We start from the raw sequence: 25,159 nt of genomic DNA on the forward strand, positions 1-25,159 counted from the left end.
CTCTTAACTCCTTAATAAATATTCGATACTTTGCTTAAGCAGCGGCTTGCCCAGCGTAGTTAAAATCGACTCCGGGTGAAATTGAAAACCCAGCATCCGCTCAGTCTCGTTAATCACCGCCATCGGAATATGTCGCTCATTGGCAATCTGCTCAAGGGTGTCTGGCAGTGTCGTCGCCATTAGCGAGTGATAACGCGCCACCGGGAAAGGCCGTGGTAAACCGTTAAACACCGGATGTTCGGCCAGACTAATCGCCGAGGTTTTACCGTGTACGGTTTCACCGGCACGGCCGACCACACCGCCATAATGTTCAACGATGGCCTGATGCCCGAGGCAAATCCCCAGCACCGGATACACCCCGGCGCAGCGCTTTAATAACGCCGGCAACGAGCCGGCATCGGCTGGCGCCCCCGGGCCGGGTGATAACACCAGCAGCACAGGGCCGGTTTCCTGCTGCATTTTTTCAAAAATATAATCGGCCGGGACAGTATTGCGATACAGCTTTAAGCTTACGCCCAGCTGCGCAAATTCATCCACCAGGTTGTAGGTAAAAGAATCGATATTATCCAGCAGATACACTGTGCAATTAAGGTTCTGGCTCATTTTAATACCCCGCCGCCTGAATAGCGTTAATCACCGCTTGCGCTTTGTTGCGTGTCTCTTCTGCTTCGAGCTTCGCCACTGAGTCAAACACCACCCCGGCACCGGCCTGAATATAAGCCATACCCTCTGCGACATAAGCTGATCGGATCACGATGCAGCTGTCAAAATCGCCGTTACCGGCCAGATAACCAACAGCACCGCCATAAGAGCCGCGTTTTTTCCCCTCAACACCGCGAATAAGCTCAGCCGCCTTCACCTTAGGCGCACCTACCAGGGTGCCCATATTCATACAGGCCTGATACGCATGCAGCGCATCGAGCTCTGGTTTTAGCTCACCCACCACCCGTGATACCAGGTGCATCACATAGGAATAACGGTCGACTTTTAGTAACTCTTTCACGTAACGGCTGCCGGGCGTGCTGATGCGTGCCACATCATTGCGGGCTAAATCCACCAGCATTAAATGCTCGGCTTTTTCTTTTTCATCCTGGCGCAGCTCCAGCTCAATGCGGCTATCCAGATCGCGGTCAATACTGCCATCGGCGGCAAAACCGCGGCGGCGGGTGCCGGCGATGGGGTAAATCTCCACTTCGCGGCTGGCGGCATTAAACTTCAGCGCCGACTCCGGTGAGGCGCCGAACAGGCAAAACTTAGGGTCTTGCAGATAAAACATATAGGGGCTGGGGTTCAGCTGTTTTAACTTGGCGTAAGCCTGCAGCGGCTTAGGGCAGGGCAGCGAGAAACAGCGCGACGGAACCACCTGAAAGATATCGCCGGCGACAATATGTTGCTTTAGCGTTTCGACCTGGGCTTCAAAATCGGCGTCGCTAATATCAACCGCAATCTCTTTGCTGCTGGCGGCTTGCCCCACCGCCAATGGCTGGCTATGCAGTAGCTGCTGTTTTAACTGCTCCAGCCGTTTTCCAATGGCAAAACAGTTGGCAGGAGCCGCTTCGCCGCAAAATACATTGCCCACTAAGCGGCTTTGCTGCGCTTTATGGTCAATCACCAGTGCAGTTTCGGCCAGATAAAACAGATAATCCGGGCACTGATTTTCTTTTACCGGCACCTCGGGCAACTGCTCAATATTGGCCACCATATCATAGCCAATCACGCCGCCTAAAAAGATAGCAAAGGGTTCATCACCCTGGCTGCGCAATTGCTGCTGTATTAAACGTAGCGCACTAAACGGATTAGGCTGCGTTAAACGGCTGACTTCATCCAATAGCGGATCGGGTAGTGCAAACTCGGCGACTAAAACAGCTGCAGTGGTCTGACCGGTACCGGAGTGCTGTGGATAACTACTGGTCGGACCGGTACCGGAGTGCTGTGGATAAGTGAGGCTGGCGATGGGACTAAGCAGATCGGCTAAAAAGGGCAGCAGGGTAAGGCCGTTGCTGCTTAGCGCCGTAATACTGACCTGTTGACCGTTACACTCAATACGCAGTGCGGCGTCGATCAGCATCAGACTGTTGACACTGTTTTTGCTGTCAATCTCGGCTGATTCCAGCAGCAGTGAGCAGCGGTCGGCCTGACACAGGCTGGCATAAGCCGCTAAGGCATCGCTTTGATAGGGCACAGGTAGTGCAATACTGGCTACCTCGCCCGCGGTGTCTGTGATATGGCTGAAAATCATCTTAATAATTTTCCTTAATTTTTAGTTGGTTAACCTGTTGCTATTGGTTTATCGCCGGCTAACCCCAAAACTGCGCCCAAAAAAAAGCCCGTTTCGGGGGAAACGGGCTTGGGTTTCTAAAGCGAATACAACGCCTACACACGCCCGTTGGGAATGTGCCACCACCAGTTGATCAGTGAAAACGTTGTTAGAAATTGCATTGGCTTTAACTACCTTATTCTTGAACGTCTACATAAAACCGCGAATCGGGCTTGGCGTCAAGCCCTGTTCACTAAAAATCATCAATAAAAACGTATAAAAGTCTGGACGGCTCTATTGGTTGGCAGCTTGTTGTTTCTGCAACTGCTCAATTTTCTGCCAAAGCTCCTCGCTTTCTGCCGTCAGGTCAGCAAATAAACGCATATCGCCATTGCGCTGGGCATGCATCGCTTGCTCCAATTTTTGATCGTACGCTTTGCGCAATTTCTTTACCGGATCGGATTTTAACCAGCCAAACATCATCGTTGCTCCATTAATTTGATGGTACAGCATACGTCAGGATGCTGAAAAAGGTTCACTGTCCTTGAATGGCCTGTTTGTGCGACAATAGCTACCTAATTAGAGGATGATATGAAAATAGATCTACATAGCCACACTAACCACTCAGACGGCCTGTTGCCGGTTGCTGAGCTGTTGGCGCGGGCAATCAGCTGCAACCTGGATGTGCTGGCCATTACCGACCACGATACGGTGAGTGCCTTGCCGCAGGCTGCGGCCTGGCTGACAGAAAATCAGGCACCGCTAACGCTGATTAACGGTGTAGAAATTTCTACCGCCTGGCATGAGTTTGAAATTCATATTGTCGGTTTAAATATCAAGCCGGACTGCCCACAGTTCCTGGCGCGGTTGGCGTCACAACAACAGCGGCGGCTGCAGCGGGCCGAGGAAATGGCTCGCCGGCTGGAAAAAGCGCAAATTCCGGGCGCATTAGAGGCAGTGTTGGCAGAGGTTGGCGACGGCGCCATTACCCGCAGTCATTTTGCGCGCTTTCTGGTGAAAACCGGCCGTGCCGATTCGATGAATGCGGTATTCAAAAAGTACCTGGCACGCGGCAAAACCGGCTATGTACCCAATAATTGGGTCGATTTAGCCAGTGCAGTGCAATGGATCCATGATGCCGGCGGCCAGGCTGTGCTGGCGCACCCGTTAAAATACAACCTGAACGGCCGCTATTTAAAGCGCCTGGTCACCGATTTTGCAGCAGCCGGCGGCGATGCGATGGAAATTATTTCCCCGCAGCAAACGCCGGTGCAGCGGCGCGAGCTATGGGCGCTTTGCCAGCAACATCAGCTAACTGCTTCTGTAGGCTCAGATTTTCATCAACCAACAGCTTGGAATGAACTCGGAAAGCATCTATATTTACCAGACGACGTCACGCCCGTTTGGGCCAGCTGGGGCCTGAGCTCGAAACGCGAAGTCTCAGAATCTAAAGCAGAACCCCAGGCAGAACCAGAGTCAGAATTAAACCGTACAGCGGCTAAGTCCGCTGCATCAACTATCAGCATGGATACGCCAACATGAGCCAGTTTTTTCATATTCACCCGGAAAATCCGCAGCAGCGTCTGTTAAAGCAAGCGGTGCAAATTATCCAGAAAGGCGGTGTGGTGATTTTCCCAACCGACAGTGGGTATGCGCTTGGCTGTCATGTGGGCGATAAAACCGCTATGGATCGCATTATGCAAATCCGTCAGGTTAGCGGCGAACACCACTTTACACTGATGTGTCGCGATCTGTCGGAATTATCGGTATATGCCAAGGTGGAAAACACCGCCTTTCGGTTAATTAAAAACAATACTCCCGGTGCCTACACCTTTATTTTACGCGGCACCAAAGAAGTGCCGCGACGGCTGTTAAATGAAAAGAAGAAGACCATCGGCCTGCGCATTCCAGAAAATAAAATCGCGCTGGCGCTGTTGGAAGAGCTGGCCGAGCCTTTATTGACCACCAGCTTGATTTTACCCGGTCAGGAATTTGCCGAGAGTGATCCGGATGAGATGCGGCATCAGCTGGAGCGGCAGGTCGACCTGATTTTGCATGGCGGCATTATCGGTGAGGACCCAACCACAGTGGTCGACTTATCGGAAGACGCACCGCAGATTATTCGTCAGGGCCGTGGCGATAGCCGGCCGTTTGAATAAGTAGCGAGTTAAGATGGCTGAGCAGCTACCGCCGTTAACGATACAGCAACCGTTACCGCTGGCCTTTGTCCGCGGTGAGGCGGTACTGGAGCGGCCGGAAGATCTCTATATCCCGCCAGATGCGCTGGAGGTGCTGCTCGATACCTTTGAAGGCCCGCTGGATTTTCTGCTGTATTTAATTCGCAAACATAAGTTTGATTTGGTCGATTTGCCGGTAAACGAAATTACCCTGCAATATATGGAATATATTGAGCTGATGCAGGAGCTGAATTTCGAGCTGGCAGCCGAATATCTGGTGATGGCCGCCATGCTGGCGGAAATTAAATCGCGCCTGCTGTTGCCGAAAATCACTAACCTGGAAGACGATGAGCACGACCCACGCGCCGAGCTGGTGCGCCGCTTACAGGAATATGAAATCTTTAAACAAGCAGCGACCGATCTGGATGCCTTACCGCGAGATGAGCGCGACTATTTTACTGCCCAGGCCAGCCTGGCTGATAACTTCAGCCCTTTATTGATTTTACCGGATGTGGATTTTACGGAGCTTATCAGTGCCTTAAATGACATAGTCAAGCGTAGCAAGGCGCTGGCGCATCATCATATTCAGCGTGAACATTTGTCGACCCGGGAGCGGATGAGCCGTATTCTGGATTTACTGCAGCAGCGGCAGGGTTATCTGGAGTTTGCTGAATGCTTTGACTTAACTGAAGGCCGGGAAGGCGTGGTAGTGACCTTTTTAGCGATCCTGGAGCTAACCAAAGAAAAGCTGGTAGAGCTGATCCAGGTGGCGCCTTATGCACAAATCCATGTCAAACTGGCGCTAAGTGAGGCATAATGGCGCAGAAAATTAACGATATCCAATTACTGCAACTTGTCGAAGCCGCGATCTTTGCTGCTGAAAAGCCCCTTAGCCGCGCCGAATTGCAAGCCACAGTGCTGGAGGGCTTTAACGTCAGCGCTAAACGGCTGCTACAGTGTCTGAAGCAACTGCAGGACGATTACAGTGCTCGTGGCATCCAGTTGATGGAAACGGCCAGTGGCTACCGGTTTCAAACCCGCCCTGAATTAAGCGAACCGCTGGCCAGACTCTGGCCCGAGCGTTCGCCGCGTTATTCGCGTGCGGTGCTGGAAACTTTAGCCTTAATTGCTTATCGCCAGCCCATTACCCGCGGTGAAATTGAGCAAATTCGTGGCGTATCGGTCAGTAGCCAGATTATGCGTACCTTGACCGAGCGCGGCTGGGTCAAGGTGGTCGGCCACAAAGAAGTACCGGGTCGGCCCGGGCTTTATGCCACTACTGAGGCCTTTTTAGATTACTTTGGCTTACGCCATTTAGACCAATTACCGCCATTAGCCGAGTTTGCAGCCTTGCAACCGGCAGAAGCGGAATTATTAACCACCGTCGGGATGACAGGAGAGCTCCACTAATGAGTGAAAAATTACAGAAAGTTTTGGCCCGGGCCGGCATCGGTTCGCGTCGCGAAATGGAAGACTACATCAGTCGTGGCCGCGTGACCGTGGATGGTAAACCGGCTAGCCTGGGTGATCGGGTTACCCCGACTCAGGCGATCCGCGTTGATGGTCATCCGGTGCAGGTGGCAAGCGAAGAGCAGCAAGTTTGTCGGGTGCTGGCTTATCACAAGCCCGAGGGCGAGATTTGTTCGCGTACCGATCCGGAAGGACGGCCCACGGTGTTCTCGCGCTTACCAAATATCAAGGGCGCGCGTTGGATCGCCATCGGCCGGCTGGATATCAATACCTCAGGTTTACTGCTATTTACCACTGACGGTGAGCTGGCTAACCGCCTGATGCACCCTAAATTTGAAGTCGAGCGCGAATATGCGGTGCGGGTTTTCGGTGAGATTAACGATGCCATGATCCAGCGTCTGCGCACCGGGGTGGAACTGGAAGACGGTAAAGCTAACTTTAAACGTATTAAAGCGCTGCCGGGCGAGGGGATTAACCGCTGGTTCCATGTCGTGCTTACCGAGGGCCGTAACCGTGAGGTACGCCGGATGTGGGAATCTCAGGGCGCGGTTGTAAGCCGGCTGATCCGGGTGCGCTATGGTGATCTGTTGTTGCCTAAGCACTTACCTGCCGGTGGTTATACCGAATATCCACTGGCTGAAGTCAACTATCTGCGTAACCTGGTCGGGTTAAAAGATGAAGTAGCCACGCTGGTAAAACCGGAAGATCGCACTGAGCGGCGTCGCCGTTTGGCCAGCATGAAGCGGGCGGTGCGTAAGCATCAAATTGCCGAAAAAACGCCTGGTAAAAAAACTGAACCCAGCGCAAAAGCCAACCGGGCAGAGCCGGCCAAAAAGCCGACTGCGACTAAAGGTCAGGCGGGTAGAGGCAATAGCACACAGCGGCAGTCAACCGGCAAAACCCCAACCCGTGAAGGCAGAGGCTAATTATCCACAGCACTCCGGTACCGGTCTGACCACTTTATCCACAGCACTTCCTGCTTAAAAATGGTACCGGTACGACCAGTTACCCGCCTTAACGCACCTTGCTTTTGCGGATCAGCCGGTACAGCAACTCAGGTGATAGCCGGGCGATGCAAGCCGCCAGCTTTTCTTTAAAGCCGCCGATAACAATATAACTGTTACCTTTGCGCAATGCTTTGAGTGTTGCCGTAGCAAACTCATCGGCAGTCATGGCTTTTGCCTGGGCATCATCCATTTTACCGAGCGCTTCACCACTGCCGGTTAGTGCATTCATTGAAACTGCTGTTTTCACAAAGCCGGGGAAAACCACCGCCACGCGAATACCCTGGTTATACAGCTCGGCCCGCACGCTATTGGCCCATAAGTGCAGCGCTGCCTTAGCAGCAGAGTAGCTGCCGCGGTATTGGGTACCGACTAAACCGGCGACACTGGAGATAAACACCAGCTGGCCGGTGCCTTGTTTTAACATCACCGACAACACCCGCCGACTCAGCGCCACCTGAGCAAAGTAATCAATTTCCATAATTTTGCGATCAGTGTCGCTGCTGGTATCCATCACTAGTGCGCGCTGACTGATCCCGGCGTTATTGATCAGCCAGTCCAGCCGGCCGTAGTGATGAATAATCTTATCAAGCGCTTGCTGCTGAGCATGCTCATCGCAGATATCCAACGGTACCGTTAAATGCCGTTCCGGTTGCGGCAGACTTTGTTGCACGCGCTCAAGCTCTGTTCTACGGCGGGCGCTCAGCACCACCTTGGCGCCGGCTGCGGCAAATTGCTTTGCCAAAGCTTCACCGATGCCCCCTGACGCACCGGTGATCCAGATCACCTTGTCTTGTAGCGATATTGTCATCGTTATGGCCATCTTAAGATACAGATGGCCGATGTTAGGGGATTTGCAGTGAGACTGTCAAAGTGAAGTCACGCTGACTGGTCAGACCGGTACCGGAGTGCTGTGGATAAGTTAGCTGCCGACCCGGAATTTACGGCTAAAGTGGCGCTTAAACAGCATAATGGCACTGATACCCATCACCGGGGCGATAATCCAGCTAACCACTTGCCATTGACCAGTCAGCACTTCGGCCAGTAAGCGGCGGCCACCGGCAGCAAAAAAGGCAGTGTATAGCGCGATACCGGTGCCAATCATTGAAGTAAAGTGCTCAATAATCCATTGCCGCGGCTTTAAACTCGGTTGATGGATATAACGCAAAATTCCTATTACAGTCATGGTCCCAACGCCACTGAAAATGACAGAAAGCACGTCTTTATTTATCACACCGACGCCAGCCAGAGTGATGTTACCGACCAGCAACGCCCACACCGGCCCCTGATAAGACCATACCCGCAGCTGTGCCAACTCGGCTTTTACTTTCAGCACACCATAGGCATGTCGCACTGTCACCCAGGTTAATAAACTAAGTTGTAATAAAAAGAACGAAAACAGCCGCCGCTCAGTGATAAATTTCTGCAGTTGTGTTGTGCTCCAGTTCGGATTCTGACCATAAACCATGGTAGGGCTATATAACACCATCAAGCACATCAGTACCCCGGAGCCCGCAATTAATAGCATCATCTGGTAGTAAAGCTTACCGGCCGTATTGTGCAGCATACTGCCTTTGGCACTGACGACCGGCACCCAAAACAACATCAGGCAAATAGCTCCCAATAAAATGTGCAGAGCAAGTAAGCTGGTATGTAAGTAGTTCATTTAACGCCTCCTCTGGCTGAAAACAGATTCAGCTTACGCCGGTAGCTGTCCGCTCGCAGGTGCCGGAAGTCAGGATTTTCGCACATGACTTTTGGCCTATTGCACTCGTTACGACAAACGTCATAATGAGCTGATGAAATACCATTTTCCGCTGGCAACCCTGGCCGGCATCCTGACCTGGCTACTGGTATCCGGTATCACTTTGATGCTGCTATTACGGCTGCCTGCACCACAGCCACTGCTGCCAGCCAGCCTGCTATTGTTACTCTATGGTATGAGCTTTATCTTTCTGACGCAGGAGCAGCATCCACTGGGTCTTGGTGGCCGCTATGGTCGCTGGCTGCTGCCGCTACCACTGATCTGCGCCTTCGCCTTACAGTGGTTGTTACCGACCGCTATTTTTGACTATCTGGCCATACTGACCATTATCTGGGTCTGTTTGCTGCCACATCTGATGTCGCAGCGTTTGGCGTTGCTACTGACCCTGGGCATAGTGGCGCTATGGTTTGGCTTACAGGCCTATCTGGAGCAGCGCAGTTTGTGGATCACCGCAGCCCTGTACGGTAGCTTTCATTTATTTGCGGTACTGATGCAGACTGCAATTAAGGCTGAAACCGAGGCGCGCGCTGAATTAACAGAAAAGCATCGTCAATTGCTGGCCGCGCAACAACTATTACAGCTGGCCTCACGCGCAGAAGAGCGTAATCGGATCGCCCGCGATCTGCATGATTTATTAGGACATCATTTGACGGCGCTGACGATACAATTGCAGGTTGCCAGTTATCAGTGTGATGGCGAGGCCAAACTTCAGGTTGAGAAAAGTCTGCAACTGGCCAGATTGCTACTTTCTGATGTGCGCGAAGCGGTATCCGCGATGCGCGACAGTTCCGAGCTGGATTTAAAGCAGTTATTTGCCCCCTTGCTGCAGCATTTACCGGATAGCTTGCAGGTTGAGCTGGATATAGCACCCAAATTAAAAGCCAGCTCCTTAAATCAGGCTCAGCATCTACAGTATCTGGTGCAGGAAGCCATCAGTAATACCCTAAAACATGCCAATGCCAGCTGCTTGTGGATCCATGCCAGGGAGGCAGAGCAGGGCATCGCCTTAGAGATTAAAGATAATGGTCAGCTAAAGGCAAACTGGCAGCCAGGTAACGGTCTGATTGGCATGCGCGAGCGCGTTGCCGAATGTGGCGGCAAACTGCATCTTGCTGCCGATGCCGGCGGCCTGGCATTACAGATCTGGTTACCTCAGGCAGGAGTGGCCGATGTTTAAAGTGTTATTAGTCGACGATCAGAAGCTGATCCGCGATGGTATTCGTAGCTTGCTGGCGATATCCGGTAAGGTCGAAGTGGTCGGCGAAGCCTGTGATGGCAGCGAAGTGGTGGCGCTGTGGCAAAGCTGCCAACCCCAAGTCATTCTGATGGATCTGTCGATGCCGAAAATGGACGGCATCGCCGCCATTAAAGCCTTGAAAGCAGCCGGCGCCGATACGCCGGTGCTGGTATTGACCACCTTTGATGACCATGAGTTGGTGCTACAAAGCCTGCAAGCCGGCGCCCGTGGCTTTCTATTAAAGGATGTGTCGCTGGACACGCTAATCAAAGCCATAGAGAGCCTGGCGGCCGGGGGCAGCTGTTTTCAACCTACTATTACTGAGCGCTTATTGCAGCAATTACCCGGCAGTGCCGATACTCAGTACCGCAAGCCGGCGTTGCCAGAGCCGCTAACGGATAAAGAGTTAGAGATTTTACGGCTGATGGCGGCTGGCTACAGTAATAAAGAAATTGCCAGCGCCTTGTTTAAATCTGAAGGCACAGTAAAAAACCAGTGCTCGACCATCTTAAGTAAGCTCGGGGTGCGGGATCGCACCCGAGCGGTATTACTGGCTTTGGAGCTGGGCCTTATCACCCCCTAAACTTATCCACAGCACTCCGGTACCGGTCTGACCAGTTTATCCACAGCACTCCGGTACCAGTCCGACCAGTTTATCCAGACGTCTCTATTGCCGTTGGGAAGAGCTGGTTCTGACCAGCTAGCTGCGATAGCCGTTGGGGTTGTGTTTCTGCCAGCGCCAGGTATCGCGCACCATATCGTCCAGTGTCTTCTCTGTTTTCCAACCCAGTAAAGTCAGCGCTTTGGTTGGCTCAGCATAACAGACGGCAATATCACCGGGGCGACGCGGCGCAATCTGATACGGCACCGCTACCTGATTCACTTCGCTAAAGGCGTTAACCATATCCAGCACGCTGTAGCCAACGCCGGTACCGAGGTTAATCGCCTCAATACCTTTTCTCTGTTCCAGATATTGCAGCGCCTTTAAATGGCCATTGGCTAAATCCACGACATGAATATAATCGCGCACGCCGGTACCATCTTTGGTCGGATAATCGTTACCAAACACATTGAGTTGTTGGCGTTTGCCGACCGCGACCTGGGAAATAAACGGCATTAGATTATTCGGAATGCCATTAGGATCTTCGCCGATCTGGCCACTTTCATCAGCACCGACCGGGTTAAAGTAGCGCAGCAGGGCAATAGACCAGTCTGGTTCGGCCTTTACCAGATCTTCCAGAATTAGCTCAATCATCAGCTTACTCTGGCCATAAGGATTGGTAGCCGAGCGGGGCGAGGTTTCTTTGATCGGCACTTCTTTGGCATCACCATAAACGGTGGCCGAAGAGCTGAATACCAGCTTTTTGACATTAAAATGCCGCATCACACGGCACAGGGTAACAGTACCCGAGACGTTATTGTCATAATAATGCAGGGGCAGTTCGGTCGATTCACCCACCGCCTTTAAACCCGCGAAATGAACCACCGCGCTAATTTTATACTGGCTGAATACTGCCGTAAGCGCCGCCTGATCGCGAATATCACCGGTAATACTTAACAGCGTGCGCCCGGCAAGTTGTTCTACCCGCTTTAGCGACTCTGCCGAGCTGTTACTAAAATTATCAAAGCTAATCACGTTATAGCCGGCGCGCAGCAAACACAGTGCTGTGTGGCTACCGATGTAACCAGCACCGCCGGTCAGCAAAATATAAGAGCTCATAGGCAATCCTTTGGCTAAAAAACGAAACAGTTAAGGCAAGACTTTTTTATAAGGTTTAACAGTAGCCTTAACATAAACGCCTGCTGCCCAATACGGGTCAGCCGCGGCCCAGGCTTCTGCTTCTGCTAACGAGGGGAATTCAGCCACCACCAGTGAGCCGGTAAAGCCGGCTGCGCCCGGATTGTCCGAATCAATGGCGGGCAGCGGGCCTGCCATTAATAGCCGCCCCTCAGTTTTTAATTGCTCCAGACGGGCTAAATGCGCTGGCCGGGCTTGTAACCGTTTTTCCAGACTATTGGCCGCATCTTCGGCATAAATCATATAGAACATGTTAAAACTCGCTACGCTAGAAATTCTGGCTGCACCTTAGCAGATTTGAGCCTTAAAACCAATTCAGGCCGGCAGGTCGGGCTAGGATTTCCCGCCACAGGCTGTTAGCATGAAGGCGCTTTTTCTAACAATAACTAAAAAAATCCATTCAGGGAGTCCACCCACGCATGAAACGTGAACAATTCAGTTCCAGCCTTGGCTTTATTCTGGCCGCGGCCGGCTCCGCCGTTGGTATCGGTAATCTGGTCGCCTTTCCGGTAATGGCCAGTAAAAATGGCGGCGCCGCTTTCCTTATCATGTACGCGATTTTCGTGTTCTTTATTTGCTTACCGGTGATGCTAGCCGAGATGAGCCTGGGGCGTCACACGCGGCAAAACCCACTTGGCGCTTACACCCAAATTGGCCAAAACCGGGCCTGGCGTACTGTGGGTTGGTTATCGGTGATTACGCCCTTTATGATTGGGGTGTTCTATCTGGTGATCACCGTCTGGATCGCCGGTTACCTCGGTAAGGCGCTGCTTGGTCAGCTTGATCAACTTGCTGACCCTAATGGCTTCGGCGCCTTTATCAATAGTAATGAGCTGTTCGTGTATATGGCCATCGTCGTGGGTTTAACCTTTTTGATCCTGCAAGGCGGTGTGAAAAAGGGCATTGAAAAAGCCACCACCATCTTGATGCCAACATTGTTTATTATGCTGATTTTGTTGGTTATTTATGTGCTAACCAAAGAAAATGCCATGCTGGGTGTTAAGTTTTTCCTGATCCCGGACTTCACTAAGCTCACCGGGCAGGTATTAAATGGCGCGCTGGCGCAGGCATTCTTCTCCTTGTCATTGGCAATGGGTATTTTGATCACTTATGGCTCTTATATCCAAAAACATGACAACATCGTCTCAGCCGGTAAAACGGTAGCCGGCTTATCCTTGCTGGTTGCGGCCTGCTCAGGTTTGTTGATCTTGCCTGCAGTGTTCTCGTTTAATCCGGACATTCAAATAGCCGAACTGTCAGAATCCAGCATTGGTATGATTTTTATGTTCCTGCCAAAAATCTTCCTGGCATTGCAGGCTGACATAGGCTATTTCGGTGCCTCTTTTATTGCTGCTTTTTTCTTCTTGCTGGTGTTTTTTGCCGCCATGACCTCACTGGTGTCGATTATCGAAGTGCCGGTGGCCAGTGTGATGGATGGTAAGGGATTAAGCCGGCGCAAAGCGCTGTACTCATTGGGTGGTGCCATGGTGCTGCTGGCGGTAGTCTGTGCTTTGTCGTTTGGCCGTATTGATTGGCTGAGCAATATTCTAAGCTATGGCGGCAACAACAAGTCTTTCTTTGATTTGGTTTACGATATGTTTTACGAAACCATTCTGCCATTAAATGGCTTCCTGCTCTGTCTGTTTGTGGTTTACCGCTGGAAAGCTCACAATCTGGATAAAGAAATCGCCGACGGTAATCCGGGTTTTGCCGGCACAGTGCTGCAAAAATACGTTAACTTTTCGCTGGGTACTTTTATCCCACTGATCCTGTTAATTATTTTTGTGAATACCGTCTCGACCATTTATTTCGGTAAAAACTTACTGTTCTAACTGGTCAGACCGGTACCGGAGTGCTGTGGATAAACTGGTCAGAGTGGTACCGGAGTGCTGTGGATAAATCAGGCCTGAGTGGCGATCAGGCTGGTGCGGCGGCTGCCAAGGGTGTCGGGAATTTTCCCAAGCTGGCAAGCCGCCTGACTGACATTGAGCCCCTGCGCCTGACAGCGCTCGGTTAGCAGCGGTAAAAATTTTTCTGCTTGTTTTAGCGCGGCGGGCTGATCGGTATAAAACTGTAACTGCAGATCCTGCGCCGCCAGCTTAGCCACTACCAATAATTGGCCATAGTGCCCCAAATCAAACTTCATCGTCAGTTGCCAGTGTTTTTGTTTGCCAGCACCGCTCTTCTCTTTCGCTTCCCGTTGTTCCAACAAGATCTCGCTGATCCGGCTTTCCTGCTGTTGCTGTAATGCCAGCGGGATAAACCACTGTTGCTGCAGCTGTGGCAGATCGGCATTTTGTAACTGCGATAACTGCAGCAAGCTACTGTGACTGCCCAGTGCCCGCAGCAACTGACTGGCTTGCTGACTATCCAGCTGACCGATCTGCTGCGCCATAGTCTGAGTGGCACTATTGCTGCGGGCTGCTTGCGCTGACGGTTGTCGCAACAAATGCCCCAGTAATAGCTGAATGGCAATAGCCAGGGTGCCGGCGCCGGTACTGGTGTTGGGCTGCAATTGCAGCGGTTGAAATTGCAGCACCGCCTGTAACTGCTGCTGCACTTCCGCGACAGTTAAAACGCGTTGCCCATCCGGTTGTGCTTGCCTGATCTGTTGTAGCAGGGCAACGACAGCCGGTGGCATCTCCGGCAGTGCCGCCAGCCGCGCCGGGCTGCTGCTAAGTAAAGGTAACAGTTGCCGCCAACCCTGCTCGGCAACGCCAGTGCTGTTATTCAGATTTACCGCTGCCGGACGCTCTGTGGCAGAGGTTTGCCATGGCAAGGGCTTCAACAAGTCTTTCTGACTTAACTGCAGTTGCTGCTCGGCGGCAATCGGCAGAATACTCAGGCTACCGGCCGGGCTTTTGCTCGCGGCAATATTTTTGGTTAACTGGTTTAACAGTTGCAGTGTGACGGTCTGCGGCGTAGTCGTGATGCCTGCAGGTAGTTTAAATGGCTCGCCGGCCAGTTGTGGCGGTGCTTCACCACGACTAAGCTGCTGTTGTAATAACGCCAGCTGTTTTGGGTCCTGTAATAGGCGCAGCTGTGCGCTGCTAAGCGGTACCTCTGTTGCGACACCTGCCAGCACTTTAACTTGTAGCTGCACCCCACCATCGGCCAGCGGTTGCATTTGCAGCACTAACGGAACACCGCTGGGGATGGCTGGGAGTTGTTGCAGTGGCAGACGCACCGGGCCTTGCGCAGTTTGGATCAATAATTCCGGCCCTTGCTTGGCGTTTATTTGTAAACGGGCGAAATAATCGGCGCCAGCCTGCAGTTTGGCGCTGCTTAACTCAACTTTTACGCCACTGAGTTGTTGCAGGGCCTGATCCAGGTTCAGGGGTTTCATCGTGCTCTCCTGACTCGTCGCTGTTGACCATTGTTTCATTAGCGGCAGTTTGTCTGCAACTAAGCTTTGTAGCAAGGCCGGCTCTTTTAGCACACTGAGTGGTAAAGTTAAGCTTTTAGGGGGGTGTTCGGGTTGAATGTTTAGCTCCCCGCTGGCATTCAGGTTCAGCTGTAACGGAATTTTTGCCGCCAGCAGTGTACTGAGGGCGGATGTCATAACCTGGCTACCGGCCAGGCTGGGTGTTTCGCCGCGGTTAAGTTGTTGGGTAAGCAGGGCCAGCGCCTTGGGATCTTGTAACACAGCAACTTGGGCCGGGGTAAGAGGCACCGTGACGCTGGCTGCTGACAGGTTCAGATTTAGCTGTAGCGATGTTCTCTGGCTTAAGCTGACACTCACTGTAAGGGGCTGAGTCAGCGGCAGTGCTGGTAAATGATGCAGTGGCAAGCGCAGTTCACGCCCGCCAACTTGCAGGCGTAGCACGGGGTCAGCATCTTGTAGCAATTGCGCCGGGTAGGGCGTATTCAGTGACAGTTGGGGTTTTTGTGGCGACGGCGGCAACGGTGCCCCAACGGATAATGGCTGTAGTGGATCCATCAACCACATATCCCGGTAAGCTGAATGCAGCGGCGCCATAACTTTCCAGACCTGAGCTTGGCTTTCACCAAAAGTGCTACGGCTGAACTGGTCAGACCGGTACCGGAGTGCTGTGGATAAGTTGCGTGGAAGATACTGATCTGGATCATGGCTAAGTACCGGTTCTGATTCGTATTCGCCGCCTGTTGTGCTACTATGCGCGCAATTTTTTGCAGAGTCGATAGTTAAGGCCAGTGGATCTTACTCAGTCAACTTTAAATCACACCCCAGCCGCGCTGCTCAGTGCCAGCGGGCTTAGCTGTGTCAAGCAGGACAGGGTGCTATTCGAGCAATTATCGCTCAGTGTCAGCGCCGGGCAGCTATTACAAATCAAAGGCAAAAATGGCGCCGGCAAAAGCAGCTTATTACGTATTCTGGCCGGCTTGGCCAGACCAGAAGAAGGCGAGCTGTATTATCAGGGGCGTCCGCTATCTGACGTCAGTGCCGATTACGCGGCTAACCTGTGCTTTATTGGTCATCACAGTGGTATTCACGAGCAACTAACTGCACTGGAAAATTTACGCTTCTGGCGTGCGGCAACTGATCTGAAGCCGGCCGATGATCTGGCGTTGCTGGCCAGTTTAGGGCTGGCAGGCTTAGAGGATATTCCGTGCCGGATGTTATCGGCCGGACAGCAGCGCCGGGTATCACTTGCCCGGCTTTGGGCCAGCCGGGCACAGCTGTGGATCCTGGATGAGCCTTTCACCGCGCTGGATCAAACGGCCATCGGCACCTTGCAACAGCACTTTATCGCCCATTTAGAGCAGGGCGGCGCCATTATTCTGACCACCCATCAGCCGCTTAGCCTGCAGTATGCCGGGCTCTTTGCCCTGGAGATCCACTACCGATGGTAAGCTACGGCGTCTTTTTACAACGCGAACTGCGGCTACTGGCCCGGCAAAAGTCTGATTGGCTCAATCCGGTACTGTTTTTTATCATAGTGTTGACCCTGTTCCCGATAGGTGTTGGCCCGGAGCCCAATATGCTGCGTATAATGGCACCGGGTATAGTCTGGATCGCGGCACTGCTTAGCGTGTTACTCGCTGCCGAGCGGCTGTTTAAGGATGACTACCGTAACGGGGTGATAGAGCAACTGGTGGCTGCCCGGTACGCGCTGTTGCCTTTTGTGCTGGCGAAAATCAGCGCTAACTGGCTGAGCACCGGTTTGCCGCTGGTACTGCTGTCACCGCTGGTGGCACTGTTGTTTAATCTGGAGCTGCCGGCATTGCAAGCGATGGCATTAACTCTGCTGCTTGGCACCCCGGTGCTGAGTTTATTGAGCGTGTTAGGCGCGGCTATTACGGTTTCCGCCGATAAGGGTGGGATTTTACTGGCACTGCTGATTCTGCCGCTGTATATTCCGCTGCTAATTTTTGCCAGTGCGGCAATTGAAGCTGCCAGCATGGGATTAGCATATCAGGGACAGTTGGCAATTTTACTGGCAATCGTATTGTTTGCGCTGGCACTGGTGCCGATGGCAGTGTGCAGTGCGCTTAAGATAAATGTGAGCTGATATGTTTAAGTGGTTACATCCGCTGGCCAAGCCAGAAACCCTTTATCATTTTTGCGGTAAACTTTCGCCCTGGTTAATGGCTGCCGCACTCTTTACGCTGCTGCTTGGTAATATCTGGGGCCTTGGCTTTACGCCAACCGATTACCAGCAAGGTGACAGCTACCGTATTATCCATATCCATGTGCCGTCGGCCATTATGTCGATGGGTGCCTATATGGCCATGGCGATCGCTGCTTTTACTGCTCTGGTTTGGCAAATTAAAACCGCACAATGGGCGGTGCTGGCAATTGCACCTATCGGCGCGGTATACACCGCCATTGCTCTGCTGACCGGTATGGCCTGGGGTGAACCGATGTGGGGCGCCTGGTGGGTATGGGATGCACGCTTAACATCACAGCTCATCCTGTTATTTTTATATTTTGGAGTAATGGCATTACATGGTGCCTTCTCTGACCGGCAAACCGGGGCTAAGGTAGCCAGTTTACTGGCTGTAATTGGTACCATTAATCTGCCCATTATTCACTTTTCAGTTGAATGGTGGAATACGTTGCATCAGGGTGCAACCATTACCAAATTTGCCAAGCCGTCGATTGATCCCAGTATGTTATGGCCATTATTAATGAGTTTACTGGCCTTTAAGCTAGTGATGTTATGGTTAACCTGTGTAAGGTTGCGTACTGCCATTCTGGAAAACGAGCAGCACAGGCCCTGGGTAAAACAACTGGTGGGTAAAGTATGATGCACAGTCTTGTTGAATTCGCACTGGTTTTTAGTGCCGCTGCAGAGCTCCCGCAGAAACTTTTTGGTCTTTTTCCGTTCTATTTCGCCAGCTTTAGCGATTTTCTACAAATGGCGAGCAATGGTGTCAGTTATGCCTTTTATGTTTGGCTGGCCTATGCCTTAACCTATCTTTTGCTAATTGGGTTAATCATCTGGAGTTATTTTAATCATCGGCAATTTAAACAGCAGCTCGAAGCAAAATTGGCACGCGAGCAACGTGTTAAGCAGTATCAGGAGCAACAGACCTAATGCAATCAAGACGTCAGAAACGCCTGTTTTCCATCATCCTGGTGATTGGCCTGATGGCCGGTGCCGTTGGTGCCATGCTATATGCGCTGAGTCAGAATATTAATTTGTTCTATACCCCGGGCCAGTTGGTTAGTGGCACAGGCCCAAATAAAGTGAAGCCCGAGGTAGGGCAAAGGTTGCGTCTGGGTGGCATGGTAGTGCCGGGCACGGTACAGCGTGATGAAACCAGTTTGCGGGTACGTTTTGATTTAACCGATGATAGCGGTGAAATCGCGACCATTGAGTATGACGGTATTCTGCCGGATCTGTTTCGCGAAGGGCAGGGCATAGTCGCGCAGGGCATCTTAAAAGCCCCAACGCTACTGGTCGCCTCAGAAGTATTAGCTAAGCATGACGAAGAATATATGCCGCCGGAAGTGGCCGAAGCGGTAAAAGGCATCCGCCATGTGCCACCCAGCCAGTGGCAGCAGAATCCACCGCAAAACCCGCAGCAAAATAATAGTAGCAGTACTGGCAACTACGGAGGCTAGGCGATGATCCCTGAATTAGGTCAGCTTACGCTGACATTCGCCTTTGCGCTGTCGGTACTGCTGGGTGTTATTCCACTGATTGGCAGCTATACCGCCAATGAGCGGGCACTGCTGGTGGCTAAACCTTTATCGGTAGGCTTGTTTGTATTTACGCTGTTGGCCTTTCTGGCGTTAAGTTGGGCCTTCTACCACGATGATTTTACCGTCATTAATGTCGCTTCCAACTCCAGCTCAATTTTGCCCTGGTATTTTAAGCTAACGGCAACCTGGGGTTCGCACGAAGGCTCGATGCTGCTATGGGTGATGATCCTGGCCGCCTGGACCGCCTTGGTGGCGCAGTATTCCAAAGGTCTGCCATTGCTGATGCAGGGACGGATCCTCGGCATTATGGGGCTTATTAACGTTGGTTTTATTGCCTTCTCGTTGTTTATGTCCAACCCCTTTGAGCGCAGCCTGCCGTTTTATCCGGTAGAAGGCAGCGATCTTAACCCCTTGCTGCAAGACTACGGCATGATTATCCATCCGCCGTTGCTGTATATGGGCTATGTTGGATTTGCGGTGTCCTTTGCTTTTGCCATTGCGGCGCTGCTCGGTGGCAAGTTCGATAGTACCTGGGCACGCTGGGCAAGGCCCTGGACCCTGGCGGCCTGGTTGTTTTTAACCCTGGGCATTATGCTGGGTAGCTGGTGGGCTTATAAAGAGCTGGGTTGGGGCGGTTGGTGGTTCTGGGATCCGGTTGAAAATGCCTCCTTTATGCCCTGGCTCGTCGGTACTGCCCTCATTCACAGTCTGGCGGTGACCGAAAAGCGTGGCACCTTTAAATCCTGGACCGTACTTTTAGCACTGGGTGCCTTTTCGCTAAGCTTAATGGGCGCTTTTTTAGTGCGTTCCGGCGTCTTGGTGTCGGTGCATTCCTTTGCTGCCGATCCGGAACGCGGCGTGTTTTTACTGATTTTCCTGCTATTGGTGATTGGCGGCTCGCTGCTGCTGTACGCCAGCCGAATGCATTCAGTGCGCAGCCAGGCCCGTTATGAGCTGTTCTCGCGCGAAGTGATGCTGTGGGGGAATAACGTCTTTCTGCTCACCGCTACCCTGGTGGTGTTGCTGGGTACCCTGTTTCCGCTGGTACATAAAGAACTGGGTCTGGGCTCAATTTCGATTGGTGAGCCGTTCTTTAACCAAATGTTCTACTATCTGAATATTCCTTTCGCACTGTTACTGGGCTTAGGTCCCTGGGTGCGCTGGAAGCAACAAAAAGCGGCGCCGCTGTTAAAGCCGTTATCGCTGGTGGCTATTTTTGCGCTGATACTGGCGCTGGGTACTATGGCCGCCACCCAAAGCATCGCCGCTAATCTGGCGCTGCTTGGTTTGTTGCTCGGTGCCTGGGTTGGTGTATCGGCCTTGTTTGAAATTTATCAGCGTTTACAACAGTTTGGCTCAGTGACTGCTGGTGTAGCCAAATTGCAGGCATCGCATTACGGCATGACAGTCGCGCATATTGGTTTTGCGGTAATGATCGTCGGTATCGCCATGACGCTGACTTACAGTGAAGAGCGCGATGTGCGGATGGCAATTGGCGATCGGGTAGTACTGGCCGGCTATGAGTTTGAATTACAGGATGTGTATAAACTAAATGGCCCTAACTACGGCGGCGAAGCGGCCGAGCTCGATGTTCGCACCGTTGATGGGCGCTATGTTACCCACTTACATGCCGAGAAGCGCGAGTACAACATTCAGCGCATGGTGATGACCGAAGCGGCTATTCATGCCCGCTTGAGCCGCGATCTTTATGTGTCGTTGGGCGAAGCGCTACCGGGAAATGCCTGGGCGATTCGGGTTTACGTAAAACCCTTTGTGCGCTGGATCTGGCTTGGCGGCCTGTTAATGGCTATCGGTGCCCTGATTTCGTTATTGGATAAACGCTACCGCCGTACCGGCACCCAAGCGGGAGCCCAACATGCGTAAAGTCCTGTTTTATATTCCGTTACTGGCGTTTCTGGGTTTGTCGTTGTTTTTGCTCAGCGGCTTATTTTCTGATCCGCGCGAGCGTGACTCTGCCATTATTGGCAAGCCGCTGCCGCAATTTGCACTGCCGGACTTGATGAGCCCAGAGCAAATCTGGACGCCAGAGAACCTGAAAGGCGAGGCTTACCTGCTGAATGTTTGGGGGATCTGGTGCCCAACCTGTAATGCTGAGCTGGGTTATATGAGCCAGCTGCGCAACGAGCAGGGGGTGCGGATTATTGGCTTGTACTATGTATTGCCGGAAGATCCGATGTTCGGTGAAGTGTTCGACTTAGCCAAACTGCAAGCCGATGTGCAAAGCCGCTTGCAGGCCTTTGGTGACCCCTATCAGTTCAATATTCTGGATCGCCAGCGTCGCTTGTCGCTGGATTTGGGCGTCAGCGGTGCGCCAGAGCATTTTATTGTCGATGCCGACGGTATAGTGCGGGCGCATCATATCGGTGATATCAACCCGCAGGTGTGGCGCAGTAAGCTGGCACCAATTTATCAGCAATGGGCGGCCAAACCATGATAAGACTCGTAATGGTGTTATGCCTGCTGGCCGCAGCACAGCTGCACGCCAGCACCAGTCAGGAGCTGTTGCAGTTTGAGTCTGAGCAGCAACGGCGTCTTTATGCGCAGTTAACGGCCGAGCTACGTTGCCCGCAATGTCAGAATCAGAATATCGCCGACTCCAATGCCGTGGTCGCGGTCGACATGCGCGAAAAAACCCATGAACTGGTGATACAGGGCTATAGCCGGCAGCAGGTGCTGGATTTTATGATCGACCGCTATGGCAACTTTGTGCATTATCAGCCGCCGGTCAATTCGATCACTATTTGGTTGTGGCTATTACCCGTACTGGTGCTGGTTAGCTTGTTGCTGTTTCAACTGCGCCGCCGTGCGCTACAACGCAATATGCAGGGCGCTGAACAGCCCAGCGAGGAGGCAGCGCCAGCAAGCCAGCAACAGGCCGCGCTGGATCAGCAATTGGACCAAATTATTGAACGCTACCGGAGTACCAAACCATGATGTGGCAGCTATTCGCCGGCGCACTCGCCATGTTGGCGTTAAGTGCCATTTTTATTTGCTGGCCCCGCCGTGCCAGCGCCCAGAATAATCAGACTCCGGCGCAGTTATTCGAAGAACGCCTGCAATTATTGGCCTTGGCCCGGGATGCCGGTGAGCTGGCAGAGCAGGATTTCAGCACCGCTGCGGCCGAATTAAAACAGCAGTTTTTGGAGCAGGAACAGCAGGCGATACGCTATCAGCAGCCGCGGCATAAGGCCATATTTCATCTGACGCTGGTGCTGTTAACGGCTTTAATTGTCGGGCTGACTTATAGTCAGAATGGTCACTACCGCCAGCTAAGCGACTGGGAATATGCACAGCAAAATTTACCGGCCTTTGGTCAGCGCGCGCTGCTGGGGGAGGGCGAACCTATGGGCGAGCGTGATATGCAGTTATTCTCGCTGGCGCTGCGCACCAAGCTGGCAAAAGAGGGGGATGATGCCATTGCCTGGATGCTGCTGGGCCGAGTGTGGATGACACTTGGCATGTTGGAGGAAGCGGTAGAGTCGTTTGAGCGCTCGTTAAAGCTGATGCCGGAGCGCACGCCGGTGTTGATTAGTTACAGTCAGGCCCTGATTATGCTGGGTGGCGATTTGAATCTGGCCAAAGCCGGCCAGAGTGTCGCCAAGGTATTAATTCGCGAGCCGGAAAATATTGACGCCATTTCGCTGATGGCGTTAATCGCCTATGAGCGCGGTGACAACGAACAAGCGACCGCCGCCTGGCAGTTGTTGGCGGACAGGTTAGAGCAGGATGATCCGCGGTTAGTGGTGGTGCAGGAACGTTTGAACGAATTAAAAGCTGCGGCGTCTGAGACATTGGTCAGCAGCTCCGCTGCACAGACCGCTGGCCGTTCAGTAAGCTTGACGTTACAAGTCAGTAATGAGCTCGCCACCGCGCATCCGGACGCCGTACTGTTGGTCTTTGTCAGAGCCGCAGGCGGACCGGCCGTGCCTTTGGCCGCGAAGCGTTTACCAATGCAGGCGGGAGTGCTGAATGTTACCCTGACGGTCGACGATGCGATGCAGCCGGGTTGGGATCTGAATCAGGCTGAACTTATTGAAGTGGTAGCGCGTATGGCAGTGTCAGGTACAGTAGAGCGCACTGCTCAGGATGTTGAAGTGGTATCAGCGCCGCTGGAATTTACAGCAACTGATCTTCGTTTAGCCTTAACTCTGGAAGAGTAATATGTTATCTCCGATAAAAAGTGTCGCGCTGTTGTTAACGGCGGTATTGCTAACTGGCTGTGCCAGCTCAAAACAAGCAGAGCAGCAAGCCGCGACAGCTGGAACTGCTGGGCAACAAGCGCCGAAGACTGTCGTGTATGACGATCCGCGTGATCCCTGGGAGCGGGTAAACCGGCCATTATTTGACTTCAACCTCGATGTGCTGGACGAGTATCTGCTGCGCCCGGCAACGGTCGGCTATATGACGATAGTGCCCAAGCCTGCGCGCAAAGGCCTGAAGAATGTGGTCGATAATCTGGGTGAGCCGGCGAGTTTTCTGAACAGTGTGTTACAAGCCAAGCCGGAAAAAGCCGCCGTAAGCGCAGGTCGGTTTCTGGTAAACAGCACCGTTGGCATCGTCGGCTTATTTGATGTCGCCAGAAAGATGGGGCTGGAACCGGCCGATGAAGATTTTAACCAGACTCTGGCCGTCTGGGGTGTTGGTGATGGCCCTTATTTAATGGTGCCGGCGCGCGGCCCAACGACAATCCGCGGTACCGCGGGCGGTATTGTCGATAACCTGTATTTCCCGCTGGGCTTGTTAAATACGCCACTAACCCTGACCCGCGCGGCGATTATGGCGCTGGATGCCCGCGAAGAGCTGATGCAGGTGGAAGACATGCTGAACAACTCGCTTGATCCGTATTCGTTTGTGAAAGAAGCCTACTTCCAGCGCCAACGCTTTAAGATCTACGACGGCAACCCACCGCCACCGGAAGAAACCCTGGATGACGACACCCTCGATTTCCTCGACGAAATCGAATAACTTATCCACAGCACTCCGGTACCGGTCTGACCAGTTTATCCACAGCACTCCGGTACCGCTCTGACCAGCTGGCAAACCTAACCAGGTTAAGAAACAGAGGGACAAAATGATTAAAGTACTAAGCGTGTTCGGTACCCGGCCAGAAGCCATCAAGATGGCGCCGCTGGTTAATCAGTTAAAGCAGGATGCCGCCTTTGATAGCCGGGTCTGCGTCACCGGTCAGCACCGGGAAATGTTGGATCAGGTATTAAAACTCTTTGAGATCAAGCCTGAGTACGATCTTGCTATCATGAAGCCTGGTCAGGACCTGTATGATGTTACGACCAGTATTCTGTTAAATATCAAACCGGTACTGCGTGAGTTCCAGCCGGATATCGTCTTGGTACACGGTGATACCAGTACGACCTTTGCCGCTGCGCTGGCCTGTTATTATGAAAAGATTGCCGTGGGCCACGTTGAGGCAGGCTTGCGTACCGGCAATATCTATAGTCCCTGGCCGGAAGAGGCAAACCGCAAATTGACTGGTGCCTTAACCCGGCTGCATTTTGCGCCAACCCAAACTTCCGCGGATAACTTGCTGGCCGAGCGGGTTGCACCTGAGCATATCGTGATCACCGGGAATACCGTTATCGATGCTTTGCTGCAAGTGGTAGCAAAGATTGAAGACAATGCGGAACTAAATCAGCAATTTGCTGCGCAATTTCCCTTTGTCCAGCCTGAGCAACGGATGATTCTGGTCACAGGCCATCGGCGCGAAAGTTTCGGTGGTGGCTTTGAGCAGATCTGTGCTGCCCTGGCTGACATCGCGAAAAGCTTCCCGGACTGCGACATCGTGTACCCGGTGCATTTGAATCCCAACGTTAAGGAGCCGGTCTATCGGCTGCTGAGCGGCGTGTCGAATGTGCATCTGATCCCACCACAGGATTATCTGCCATTCGTTTACCTGATGAACCGCAGCTATCTGGTATTAACCGACTCGGGTGGTATTCAAGAAGAGGCACCGTCTTTAGGTAAGCCAGTACTGGTAATGCGCGATACTACAGAGCGGCCGGAAGCCGTTGCCGCCGGTACGGTTAAACTGGTTGGTACCGACAAAGCAAAAATTGTCAGCGAAGTGACGAAATTACTCACCGATAGCAGCTACTACGAGAGTATGAGCTTTGCCCACAACCCCTACGGTGATGGCAACGCCTGCAGCCGCATTTTAGCCAGCCTGAAAACGCTCCGTTAACCCGCCTTCATACCTACAGCACTCCCTTTTGGGAAAACTGTTATCCACAGCACTCCGGTACCGGTAAGACCTCAGAGGCTGAGGTATCCCCACGAAATAGGA

At 52.5% G+C, this 25,159-nt stretch carries 27 protein-coding genes; 19 read left to right on the top strand and 8 right to left on the bottom strand.

Features of this window, described 5'->3' with window-relative positions; all coding sequences use genetic code 11:
- Nucleotides 1-3: 3 nt before the first annotated feature.
- From A9165_RS05830 to A9165_RS05840, 3 genes are all read right to left on the bottom strand, one after another.
- Entirely contained in the window at nt 4-603 is a 600-nt protein-coding gene (locus A9165_RS05830) for an aminodeoxychorismate/anthranilate synthase component II (protein ID WP_065955237.1), read from the bottom strand.
- Nucleotide 604: 1 nt separating this feature from the next.
- Nucleotides 605-2,239, bottom strand: a complete 1,635-nt coding sequence (locus A9165_RS05835; protein ID WP_065955238.1) for an anthranilate synthase component 1 — start codon at nt 2,237-2,239, stop codon at nt 605-607.
- 312 nt (nt 2,240-2,551) lie between these two features.
- Nucleotides 2,552-2,737 (bottom strand): DUF6435 family protein, encoded by a 186-nt coding sequence (locus A9165_RS05840; protein WP_065955251.1) that lies wholly within the window; start codon nt 2,735-2,737, stop codon nt 2,552-2,554.
- A gap of 111 nt (nt 2,738-2,848) precedes the next feature.
- Between A9165_RS05840 and A9165_RS05845 the strand changes: the two genes are divergently transcribed.
- The 5 genes from A9165_RS05845 to rluB are packed head-to-tail and all read left to right on the top strand — an operon-like array spanning nt 2,849 to nt 6,830.
- Nucleotides 2,849-3,799 (top strand): PHP domain-containing protein, encoded by a 951-nt coding sequence (locus tag A9165_RS05845; RefSeq protein WP_065955239.1) that lies wholly within the window; start codon nt 2,849-2,851, stop codon nt 3,797-3,799.
- On the top strand, nt 3,796-4,416 hold the full coding sequence (locus tag A9165_RS05850) for an L-threonylcarbamoyladenylate synthase (RefSeq protein ID WP_008607949.1): 621 nt from the start codon (nt 3,796-3,798) through the stop codon (nt 4,414-4,416). The genes A9165_RS05845 and A9165_RS05850 overlap by 4 nt, the downstream gene beginning before the upstream one ends.
- Nucleotides 4,417-4,429: 13 nt before the next feature.
- Nucleotides 4,430-5,251, top strand: a complete 822-nt coding sequence (locus A9165_RS05855) for a ScpA family protein (RefSeq protein WP_065955240.1) — start codon at nt 4,430-4,432, stop codon at nt 5,249-5,251.
- Entirely contained in the window at nt 5,251-5,844 is a 594-nt protein-coding gene (gene scpB, locus A9165_RS05860) for an SMC-Scp complex subunit ScpB (protein WP_008951751.1), read from the top strand. Before A9165_RS05855 ends, scpB begins: the two co-directional genes overlap by 1 nt.
- A complete protein-coding gene (gene rluB, locus A9165_RS05865; RefSeq protein ID WP_065955241.1) occupies nt 5,844-6,830 on the top strand; it encodes a 23S rRNA pseudouridine(2605) synthase RluB in 987 nt (328 codons plus the stop codon). The genes scpB and rluB overlap by 1 nt, the downstream gene beginning before the upstream one ends.
- A gap of 88 nt (nt 6,831-6,918) precedes the next feature.
- On the opposite strand, the gene A9165_RS05870 is transcribed toward rluB, so the two are convergent.
- Together A9165_RS05870 and A9165_RS05875 are read right to left on the bottom strand one after the other, a co-directional pair.
- On the bottom strand, nt 6,919-7,719 hold the full coding sequence (locus tag A9165_RS05870) for an SDR family oxidoreductase (protein WP_065955252.1): 801 nt from the start codon (nt 7,717-7,719) through the stop codon (nt 6,919-6,921).
- Between the two features lie 111 nt (nt 7,720-7,830).
- Entirely contained in the window at nt 7,831-8,574 is a 744-nt protein-coding gene (locus A9165_RS05875; RefSeq protein WP_065955242.1) for a hypothetical protein, read from the bottom strand.
- A gap of 133 nt (nt 8,575-8,707) precedes the next feature.
- On the opposite strand from A9165_RS05875, the gene A9165_RS05880 reads away from it, so the two are divergent.
- Nucleotides 8,708-9,850, top strand: a complete 1,143-nt coding sequence (locus A9165_RS05880; RefSeq protein ID WP_065955253.1) for a sensor histidine kinase — start codon at nt 8,708-8,710, stop codon at nt 9,848-9,850.
- Nucleotides 9,843-10,493: a response regulator transcription factor gene (locus A9165_RS05885; protein WP_065955243.1), complete on the top strand. Its 651-nt coding sequence runs from the start codon at nt 9,843-9,845 to the stop codon at nt 10,491-10,493. Before A9165_RS05880 ends, A9165_RS05885 begins: the two co-directional genes overlap by 8 nt.
- A gap of 117 nt (nt 10,494-10,610) precedes the next feature.
- On the opposite strand, the gene galE is transcribed toward A9165_RS05885, so the two are convergent.
- A complete protein-coding gene (galE, locus tag A9165_RS05890; protein WP_008607960.1) occupies nt 10,611-11,630 on the bottom strand; it encodes a UDP-glucose 4-epimerase GalE in 1,020 nt (339 codons plus the stop codon).
- Between the two features lie 30 nt (nt 11,631-11,660).
- Nucleotides 11,661-11,960 (bottom strand): YciI family protein, encoded by a 300-nt coding sequence (locus A9165_RS05895; protein ID WP_008607961.1) that lies wholly within the window; start codon nt 11,958-11,960, stop codon nt 11,661-11,663.
- A 167-nt stretch (nt 11,961-12,127) separates the two neighbouring features.
- Between A9165_RS05895 and A9165_RS05900 the strand changes: the two genes are divergently transcribed.
- Entirely contained in the window at nt 12,128-13,540 is a 1,413-nt protein-coding gene (locus tag A9165_RS05900) for a sodium-dependent transporter (RefSeq protein WP_008607962.1), read from the top strand.
- Nucleotides 13,541-13,608: 68 nt separating this feature from the next.
- On the opposite strand, the gene A9165_RS05905 is transcribed toward A9165_RS05900, so the two are convergent.
- Nucleotides 13,609-15,687 carry a flagellar hook-length control protein FliK gene (locus A9165_RS05905; protein ID WP_065955244.1) on the bottom strand — a complete coding sequence of 693 codons (2,079 nt, stop codon included), beginning with the start codon at nt 15,685-15,687 and terminating at the stop codon, nt 13,609-13,611.
- Nucleotides 15,688-15,881: 194 nt separating this feature from the next.
- On the opposite strand from A9165_RS05905, the gene ccmA reads away from it, so the two are divergent.
- The 11 genes from ccmA (at nt 15,882) to wecB (ending at nt 25,057) form a co-directional block, all read left to right on the top strand.
- Nucleotides 15,882-16,541 carry a cytochrome c biogenesis heme-transporting ATPase CcmA gene (ccmA, locus tag A9165_RS05910; protein ID WP_008607974.1) on the top strand — a complete coding sequence of 220 codons (660 nt, stop codon included), beginning with the start codon at nt 15,882-15,884 and terminating at the stop codon, nt 16,539-16,541.
- Entirely contained in the window at nt 16,535-17,200 is a 666-nt protein-coding gene (ccmB, locus tag A9165_RS05915; protein ID WP_065955245.1) for a heme exporter protein CcmB, read from the top strand. Before ccmA ends, ccmB begins: the two co-directional genes overlap by 7 nt.
- Before the next feature lies 1 nt (nt 17,201).
- Nucleotides 17,202-17,939 carry a heme ABC transporter permease gene (locus A9165_RS05920; protein WP_008607977.1) on the top strand — a complete coding sequence of 246 codons (738 nt, stop codon included), beginning with the start codon at nt 17,202-17,204 and terminating at the stop codon, nt 17,937-17,939.
- Nucleotides 17,936-18,229: a heme exporter protein CcmD gene (gene ccmD / locus A9165_RS05925; protein ID WP_008951763.1), complete on the top strand. Its 294-nt coding sequence runs from the start codon at nt 17,936-17,938 to the stop codon at nt 18,227-18,229. Before A9165_RS05920 ends, ccmD begins: the two co-directional genes overlap by 4 nt.
- On the top strand, nt 18,229-18,759 hold the full coding sequence (gene ccmE / locus A9165_RS05930; protein WP_008607980.1) for a cytochrome c maturation protein CcmE: 531 nt from the start codon (nt 18,229-18,231) through the stop codon (nt 18,757-18,759). Before ccmD ends, ccmE begins: the two co-directional genes overlap by 1 nt.
- 3 nt (nt 18,760-18,762) lie before the next feature.
- On the top strand, nt 18,763-20,724 hold the full coding sequence (locus A9165_RS05935; protein ID WP_008951764.1) for a heme lyase CcmF/NrfE family subunit: 1,962 nt from the start codon (nt 18,763-18,765) through the stop codon (nt 20,722-20,724).
- The gene (locus A9165_RS05940; RefSeq protein ID WP_008951765.1) at nt 20,717-21,295 is read left to right on the top strand and encodes a redoxin family protein; all 579 of its coding nucleotides are present in this window, start codon (nt 20,717-20,719) and stop codon (nt 21,293-21,295) included. The genes A9165_RS05935 and A9165_RS05940 overlap by 8 nt, the downstream gene beginning before the upstream one ends.
- An 11-nt stretch (nt 21,296-21,306) precedes the next feature.
- Nucleotides 21,307-21,795, top strand: a complete 489-nt coding sequence (locus A9165_RS05945; protein ID WP_008951766.1) for a cytochrome c-type biogenesis protein — start codon at nt 21,307-21,309, stop codon at nt 21,793-21,795.
- On the top strand, nt 21,792-23,021 hold the full coding sequence (gene ccmI, locus A9165_RS05950; protein ID WP_065955246.1) for a c-type cytochrome biogenesis protein CcmI: 1,230 nt from the start codon (nt 21,792-21,794) through the stop codon (nt 23,019-23,021). The genes A9165_RS05945 and ccmI overlap by 4 nt, the downstream gene beginning before the upstream one ends.
- 1 nt (nt 23,022) lies before the next feature.
- On the top strand, nt 23,023-23,826 hold the full coding sequence (locus tag A9165_RS05955; RefSeq protein WP_065955247.1) for a VacJ family lipoprotein: 804 nt from the start codon (nt 23,023-23,025) through the stop codon (nt 23,824-23,826).
- 106 nt (nt 23,827-23,932) lie between these two features.
- Nucleotides 23,933-25,057 (top strand): non-hydrolyzing UDP-N-acetylglucosamine 2-epimerase, encoded by a 1,125-nt coding sequence (wecB, locus tag A9165_RS05960; RefSeq protein ID WP_065955248.1) that lies wholly within the window; start codon nt 23,933-23,935, stop codon nt 25,055-25,057.
- Nucleotides 25,058-25,159 lie beyond the last annotated feature (102 nt).

This window comes from Alishewanella sp. HH-ZS (assembly GCF_001704375.1).
GTDB classification, from domain to species: domain Bacteria; phylum Pseudomonadota; class Gammaproteobacteria; order Enterobacterales; family Alteromonadaceae; genus Alishewanella; species Alishewanella aestuarii.